Here is a 6,581-nt window from a genome sequence, read left to right as displayed (position 1 = left end):
ATCTTTTTATTTTTTTCCTTCATGAACTTCACCTCAAGTATACCTTATGCGAGGATCGACGAAAGCAAGTGCTATATCTGCAAGTAGATTCCCAATTTGAAGAAGTAGGGCAAGCAATAAAAGATAAGCCATAACAAGATATTGATCATGATTGAGGAGAGCACTGTAGAAAAACGGACCCATCGTCGGTATATTTAAAACTATGGAGGCGATTATCGTTGAACTAAAAACTCCGGGTAAAGACATCCCAGCAATTGTTACCAAAGGATTTATTGCATTTTTGACGGCATGTTTCCATGTGACATTCTTCTCACCTATTCCACGAGCCCTTAATGAAAGAATCATGGGAGAATTCAACACATCCATCATGTTACCACGCATAATTCTCATAAGCCCTCCAATACCTCCGGCACCAATAGCTATCATTGGTATCCACAAATGCTTAGAAAGATCTATGAATTTTGCCGTAGACCAAGGAGCTCCGATGTATTGAACAGAAAAAAGACCTCCGACAGATCTGCTTCCAAGAGATAAAGCCAAATACATCAAAAGCAATGCAAGGAAAAAATCCGGTATTGACATGCCAATATACCCTAAAAACGTAGCCATGTAATCTCCCACACCATATCTATGACGGGCAGAATAAATTCCAAGTGGAATTGCAATAAGCCATGTAAATGCCATAGAAAGTAAAGAAACCACTACTGTCCATCCCATGTATTGCCATATAAGATTTGCCACTGGCATTTGATAAGCAAATGAATATCCGAAGTTACCATGGAAAATTATATTTCCAAGCCAGTAAAAATACTGATCTATAGCCGGTTTGTTAAGACCTAATGTTTGTTCAAGCATCTGAACTGTTTGAGGAGACACTCTTGGGTTATCCATGTATTGACTTACAAAACTTCCAGGTTCTAATTTTATAATTGTGAAGCATATTACAGAGATTATAAACATCATTGGAATCATTATCAATATTCTTCTTATTATGTAGGAAAGCACGATCTCACCTCTTTTTGGATAAAGGGGTGAGATAACATCTCACCCCTTTAAATTTACTTCAAATACGTAGTATATGTAGTAGCAGCTATTTGATCATTTGATATAAAGAAGTTACCAATATCATTTTGAACGGCTACTAAAGTGTTTGGAACAGCGATAAAGATATATGGGATTTCAGTTGCATAAATTTCTTCCCATTGATAATAGTATTGTGCTCTTTCTGCAAGTGTCATCTGAGCCTGGCCCTCAGCAAAATCATTGTAAACAATCTTTTCCCACCACATCATATGATCAAATAAAGGTGTATGAGTTTTTGAATCCATAGTGGAAAGGTGATTTACATAAAGAGAATATCCCGGACTCCATATAGGCCTTCTCATAGCAGGATCTAATGCGTCTCCCCAACTAAACAAGCATGCATCAAAGTTACCTGCTATAACAGTATTTACAGTAACACCAAATTCCAAAAACTGAAGATTTAATTTTATTCCTACTTTTTGCAAATCCTTTTGATATATAACTGCTATTCCAGACATTGTAGGACTATCATTCCATGTTAAAAGTGTAAATTCAACAGGTTGACCATCTGGAAATTGTCTTACTCCGTTTGGTCCCATTTTGAGTCCAAGAGAATCAAGTATACCATTTGCCGCTTGAAGATTGAAATTTCTTGCAAGTGATGATGCCTCTGGATCGTAAAAAACATTTCCTGGAAGAACTGCCGGTATATCGCCGGTAAAATTTGCAAGTCCATTATAAACTTCATTTATTATCTCATTTCTATCTAAGGCGTATTCCATAGCTTCTCTAAATTGTAAATTTCTGAAAAGTGCTTTTAAATTCGGATTTTTATCATCGAAATTGAAGGTTATAAATGGGTGGGGAGTAGCATTCCCGCTCGATTGAAGATTATAGACGCTAAAGGGAGCTCCTGCCAATTGCTTTTGTTTTAGATATGGAAATTGGGAAGCACCTATTCCAAGCCAACTTATTTGTCCTGATTGGAACATTGCAAGTTGCGTTTGTGGATCTTTGACTATCAGAAAATCAACTTCATTAAAATATGGAAGTTGATTTCCGTATGGATCTACTTCCCAGAAATTTGGGTTCCTTTTTAAAATTACTTCTTGCCCAGGAATATATTTATACAACACATAAGGTCCTGTACCTACGATCTGATCTGGCGATGTATTTACAGTCCACGCCTGGTTGTAATAAGAAGGATCTGTGACTTTTGAATTGTATTGCGGCAAATAATTTGCAAGTATATGTTCTGGAAGAACATAAGATTTTTCTAAAGCTGTAAAAAATGGCCCATAAGGTTTTGGAAGTAATGCGGCAACCGTGTAATTGTTAATTTTTACCCATTTAATAGGAGTACCTCCAATTGTATATTCGTCCCATTCATTTCCAAGAGCATTTTTGTCCATCACGACATCATTAAAAGTAAAAAGCACATCATCGGCTGTAAATGGTACTCCATCTGACCACAAAACATGGCGAAGATGAAATATGACTTCTGTTCCGCCAGATGATATATCCCAACTTGATGCCAGTGCGGGTTCAACTTCATTGGTTATTGGATTGGCCTGAACAAGAGGACTAAAAAGTTGTCCATCAACAGTGTAGGCTGCCGATGATAACGTCCCGTAATAGTTCCAAGATTGTGGCTCAGAACCGAGTACTAAATACAAAGTTCCTCCGTATTTCCCCGGCCCTTGAAAAAGATTAGATGCTTCGGTAAAAGGATCTGATGGTAAGGCTGCAAATACGATAAAAGAAAGGACTGACAGGATCATCAGAATTACCAAAAACTTTTTACTCATTTTCAACCCTCCAATCTAAAATGCCCATTAGGGATACAACTAAACTTTGCTTATCGCCATTCTCACACTTCCACCACTTTTCCCTAACAACTCCTCCGCTTCTTTTACGGAAGAATTGGTTAAAGCCATTATTATGGCTACTTTTGGTCTCATTCCCGATACTTTCAACAATTCTTCGGCCTTTGACTTGGAAACGCCAGTTGCACTGACGATTATGTTTATAGCCCTTATGACTAATTTTTCGTTTATGGGAGTAACATCGACCATCAGATTTTTGTAAACTTTGCCAAGTTTTATCATCGAAATTGTACTTAACATGTTCAAAGCCATTTTTTGTGCCGTCCCGGCCTTTAGCCTTGTTGATCCCGTTACAACTTCAGGACCGGTTATGACTTCTATCGGTATATCAACCATAGAAGATAATTTAGCGTTGCCGACGTTGGATATAGATCCAGTTAATGCCCCAAGTTGTCTTGCCTTTTCAATAGCACCCATAACAAAAGGCGTCCTTCCACTTGCCGAAATTCCTATCACCACATCTTTGGAAGAAACATTGTTTTTCAAGATCTCCTGCGCACCACCTCCCCAATCGTCTTCAACATTTTCCAGTGATCTTATCATCGCCTCCGGCCCGCCGGCCAAAATGGTTGTAAAAGTTCCAACCGGTAAATTGAATGTCGGTACCGTCTCAACCGCATCTATCATTGCAACACGGCCGGAGGTACCGGCTCCGACATATACACATCTGCCCCCATTTTTTATAGCCGATGATATTTTTTCTGCCAGTTTAGATATACTTTCTAAAGTTTTTTCCACCGCCAAGGCTATTGTTTTATCTTCTGCGTTCATGATTTTTGCGATTTCCAATGAATCCATCTTATCTATTTCTGAAGTCTTGGGATTCGATCTTTCGGTTTCAAGTTCCTCTATTTCTTCAAATTTAGGCAAAATACACCTCCGGATTGTTTTGATAAACTTATAATGGTATATATACAAGTATGTAAAAATTATATATGTGTTTACATTCTTGAACAAATGTCATATTAAGTGGTTTTAGGCTTTATTTGGCGAATATAAACATTTATCTTCTAAAATCTTGATGTTTCAAAGATAATCATCGATTTAAACTTAATTTCATAAATATGATATACTGAAACATGAAAGAATGCCTGCCGGAGTTAAAAATTATTCGAGGATAAATTAAAAAGGTGAAAAGATGAAAACATGCAAATGGTACAACGTTTGTCCGATGAGGATGTTTTATGAAAAAGGTCTTTTGGAGGAACACTGGATAAAGGAATATTGTAAAGGTAATTGGGAAAATTGTGTACGTTATCAAATGGAAGAAAATGGAAAATACCATGAAGATTGGATGTTACCGAATGGGGTGCTCGACGAAAACTTGCACAAATATTTGAAGAATGATAACCTTTAAAAAAGGTGAATTTTATTTGATCGCTTTGTCAATTTGGAATTTTGTAAAAATAGGGATATAATAACTTTAGGTTTTGAGAAAATCACAGAATTTTTAAGGAGGCAACACGAATGAAAGGTACTGTCAAGTGGTTTGATTCAAAAAAGGGGTTTGGGTTCATAACGGCAGAAGATGGCACTGATATTTTTGTTCATTATTCAGCCATTCAAGCGGGGGGATACAAGGAGTTAAAGGAAAATCAAAAGGTTACTTTTGATGTTACGGAAGGCCCAAAGGGAAAACAAGCATCTAACGTTAAACCTGCTTAGAACTTATAGGCTGCTTCGTGAAAAGCGAAGCAGCCTTCCTATACCCATTGGTTTGGATTAAAAACAGATTCAAAAATTTTCAAGTCTTCATCCGAATAAAGGCACATTCTCACTAAATTTATCTGAGAATGATGTCGTGAAAAGTATGCGTTCAAAGTTTCATAAAAAATCTTTGCACATCTGTCTTTTGGGAAACCGTATATACCCGAACTAATGGCAGGAAAAGCGATGCTTTTGATTTTCATCTCATCTGCTTTTAAAAGTGCATTTTCAAAGGCAGCGGATAGTTTGCGATCTTCATCTCCTTCGCCCCATATTGGGCCGACGGCATGAATGACGAAATGCGCTGTGAGTTTTCCGCCCGAAGTTACTGCCACTTTTCCCGTTTCAACAGGACCGTATTTTGAGATGTAATCCCGTGATTCTTTGTCTATATCCGGCCCGCCTGATCTCGATATCGCAAGCGCAACCCCGCCGCCATGGGAAAGATGCGAATTGGCAGCGTTAACTATGGCTTCAACTTTTTCTTTTGTTATATCGCATTTTTCAACTTCTATTTTAGTTCCACCGATCTCAAATTTTAACATTTCACACCGGATATATCGGATTTAGAAACTCAGATGTATATTCGTCTAACATTTTAAAATCAACTTTCACTTTTGCGATATATTTTTTCTCCAAGAAAGGTTTCGCAATCTGCGGAAACAGAACGTAACTGAGTAAATCTTCGTCGTTTTGGGCAAGATCTCCTATCTCTTTTTTCGCTTTTCCAAGTACCGGATCAAGTAAATCCGCGGGTCTTACATTTATAGGTTTTTCATTTCCCAGTATTTTCTTTACAATTTCATCGCTTATCGGCGCCGGAGATTTTCCATACATGCCTTTAACGTAGTTTTTGGTTTCTTTGGTAACCATTTTGTATCTTTCGCCGTTCAAAACATTCAAAACTGCCTGAACACCAACAATTTGACTTGTGGGTGTCACAAGCGGAGGAAAGCCGAGATCTTCTCTTACCTGTGGAATTTCTTTCATAACATCATCGTATTTGTCTAAAGAGTTTTGAGCCTTAAGTTGACTTACAAGGTTTGAAAGCATCCCGCCCGGTACCTGCGCCGAAAAGATCCTTGAATCTATCGTTGTCATGGAAACATCATCTGTTTTATGGGCCGATCTGACTTTTATGAAATGTTCGTTGACATGATTTATTTTGTTCATGTCAAGATTCACAGAAAACTCTTTGCTGTCTTTCAAAGCCATTACGAAAGGTTCTGCCGCGGGCTGACTTGTACCGTAAGCAAGAGCACTTGTGGCCGTGTCTATCACATCGGCTCCTGCCTCTATTGCCGCCCAGTAAGCGGCGTCTGCAAGGCCACTCGTGAAATGAGAGTGAACTTCAATGGGAAGTGAAAAGTTTTTCTTCAATTCTTTTACGAGTGCATGTGCCATGGGTGCTGTCAGAAGGCCTGCCATGTCCTTTATGCATATCGAATCTATACCCATTCCCACGATCTTTTTTGCAAACTCGACGTATTTTTCTATCGTGTGAACAGGGCTTACCGTGTAACTTATGGCGCCTTGCACATGCGCACCGTATTTTTTGGCAAACTCTATCGGCTTTTCGAGATTTCTCGGATCGTTTAGGGCATCAAAAATTCTAACCACATCTATGCCGTCTTCTATCATCTTTCTTATAAAGAGTTCAAGCACATCGTCCGGATAATTCGAATATCCGAGAATGTTTTGACCTCTCAGAAGCATCTGTAATTTCGTGTTTTTAACGTGCTTTCTTATGATTTTTAACCTTTCCCACGGATCTTCGTTGAGATATCTCAAACACGAATCAAAAGTCGCTCCACCCCACATTTCAAACGCAGAGTAACCTATCTCGTCCATTTCTTCCAAAACAGGAAGCATTTCAGATGTCTTCATTCTTGTTGCAAGCAGAGATTGGTGGGCATCTCGAAGCGTTGTATCCATAAAATTAATTTCTTTCATAAAAGCCTCCTC

6 protein-coding genes are annotated in these 6,581 nt (G+C 38.4%); 1 reads left to right on the top strand and 5 read right to left on the bottom strand.

Annotated features, from left to right (window positions below; genetic code table 11):
- Positions 1–33: 33 nt before the first annotated feature.
- Genes ACP5NR_RS06195 through murQ form a run of 3 tightly spaced genes read right to left on the bottom strand, consistent with a single transcriptional unit; the run spans position 34 to position 3,779 of the window.
- Positions 34–1,005: an ABC transporter permease gene (locus tag ACP5NR_RS06195; protein WP_428006124.1), complete on the bottom strand. Its 972-nt coding sequence runs from the start codon at positions 1,003–1,005 to the stop codon at positions 34–36.
- Positions 1,006–1,058: 53 nt separating this feature from the next.
- On the bottom strand, positions 1,059–2,831 hold the full coding sequence (locus tag ACP5NR_RS06190; RefSeq protein WP_428006123.1) for an ABC transporter substrate-binding protein: 1,773 nt from the start codon (positions 2,829–2,831) through the stop codon (positions 1,059–1,061).
- A gap of 39 nt (positions 2,832–2,870) precedes the next feature.
- On the bottom strand, positions 2,871–3,779 hold the full coding sequence (murQ, locus tag ACP5NR_RS06185) for an N-acetylmuramic acid 6-phosphate etherase (protein ID WP_428006122.1): 909 nt from the start codon (positions 3,777–3,779) through the stop codon (positions 2,871–2,873).
- A gap of 597 nt (positions 3,780–4,376) precedes the next feature.
- On the opposite strand from murQ, the gene ACP5NR_RS06180 reads away from it, so the two are divergent.
- Positions 4,377–4,574: a cold-shock protein gene (locus ACP5NR_RS06180; RefSeq protein WP_428004994.1), complete on the top strand. Its 198-nt coding sequence runs from the start codon at positions 4,377–4,379 to the stop codon at positions 4,572–4,574.
- A gap of 38 nt (positions 4,575–4,612) precedes the next feature.
- On the opposite strand, the gene ACP5NR_RS06175 is transcribed toward ACP5NR_RS06180, so the two are convergent.
- Together ACP5NR_RS06175 and ACP5NR_RS06170 are read right to left on the bottom strand one after the other, a co-directional pair.
- Positions 4,613–5,161, bottom strand: a complete 549-nt coding sequence (locus ACP5NR_RS06175) for a macro domain-containing protein (protein WP_428004993.1) — start codon at positions 5,159–5,161, stop codon at positions 4,613–4,615.
- Position 5,162: 1 nt separating this feature from the next.
- A complete protein-coding gene (locus ACP5NR_RS06170; protein WP_428004992.1) occupies positions 5,163–6,569 on the bottom strand; it encodes a pyruvate carboxylase subunit B in 1,407 nt (468 codons plus the stop codon).
- Positions 6,570–6,581 lie beyond the last annotated feature (12 nt).

Source organism: Athalassotoga sp., from assembly GCF_049965695.1.
Lineage (GTDB): Bacteria > Thermotogota > Thermotogae > Mesoaciditogales > Mesoaciditogaceae > Athalassotoga.
Note: the sequence above shows the minus strand (reverse complement) of the source record. Positions and strands in the feature narration are given on the sequence as shown.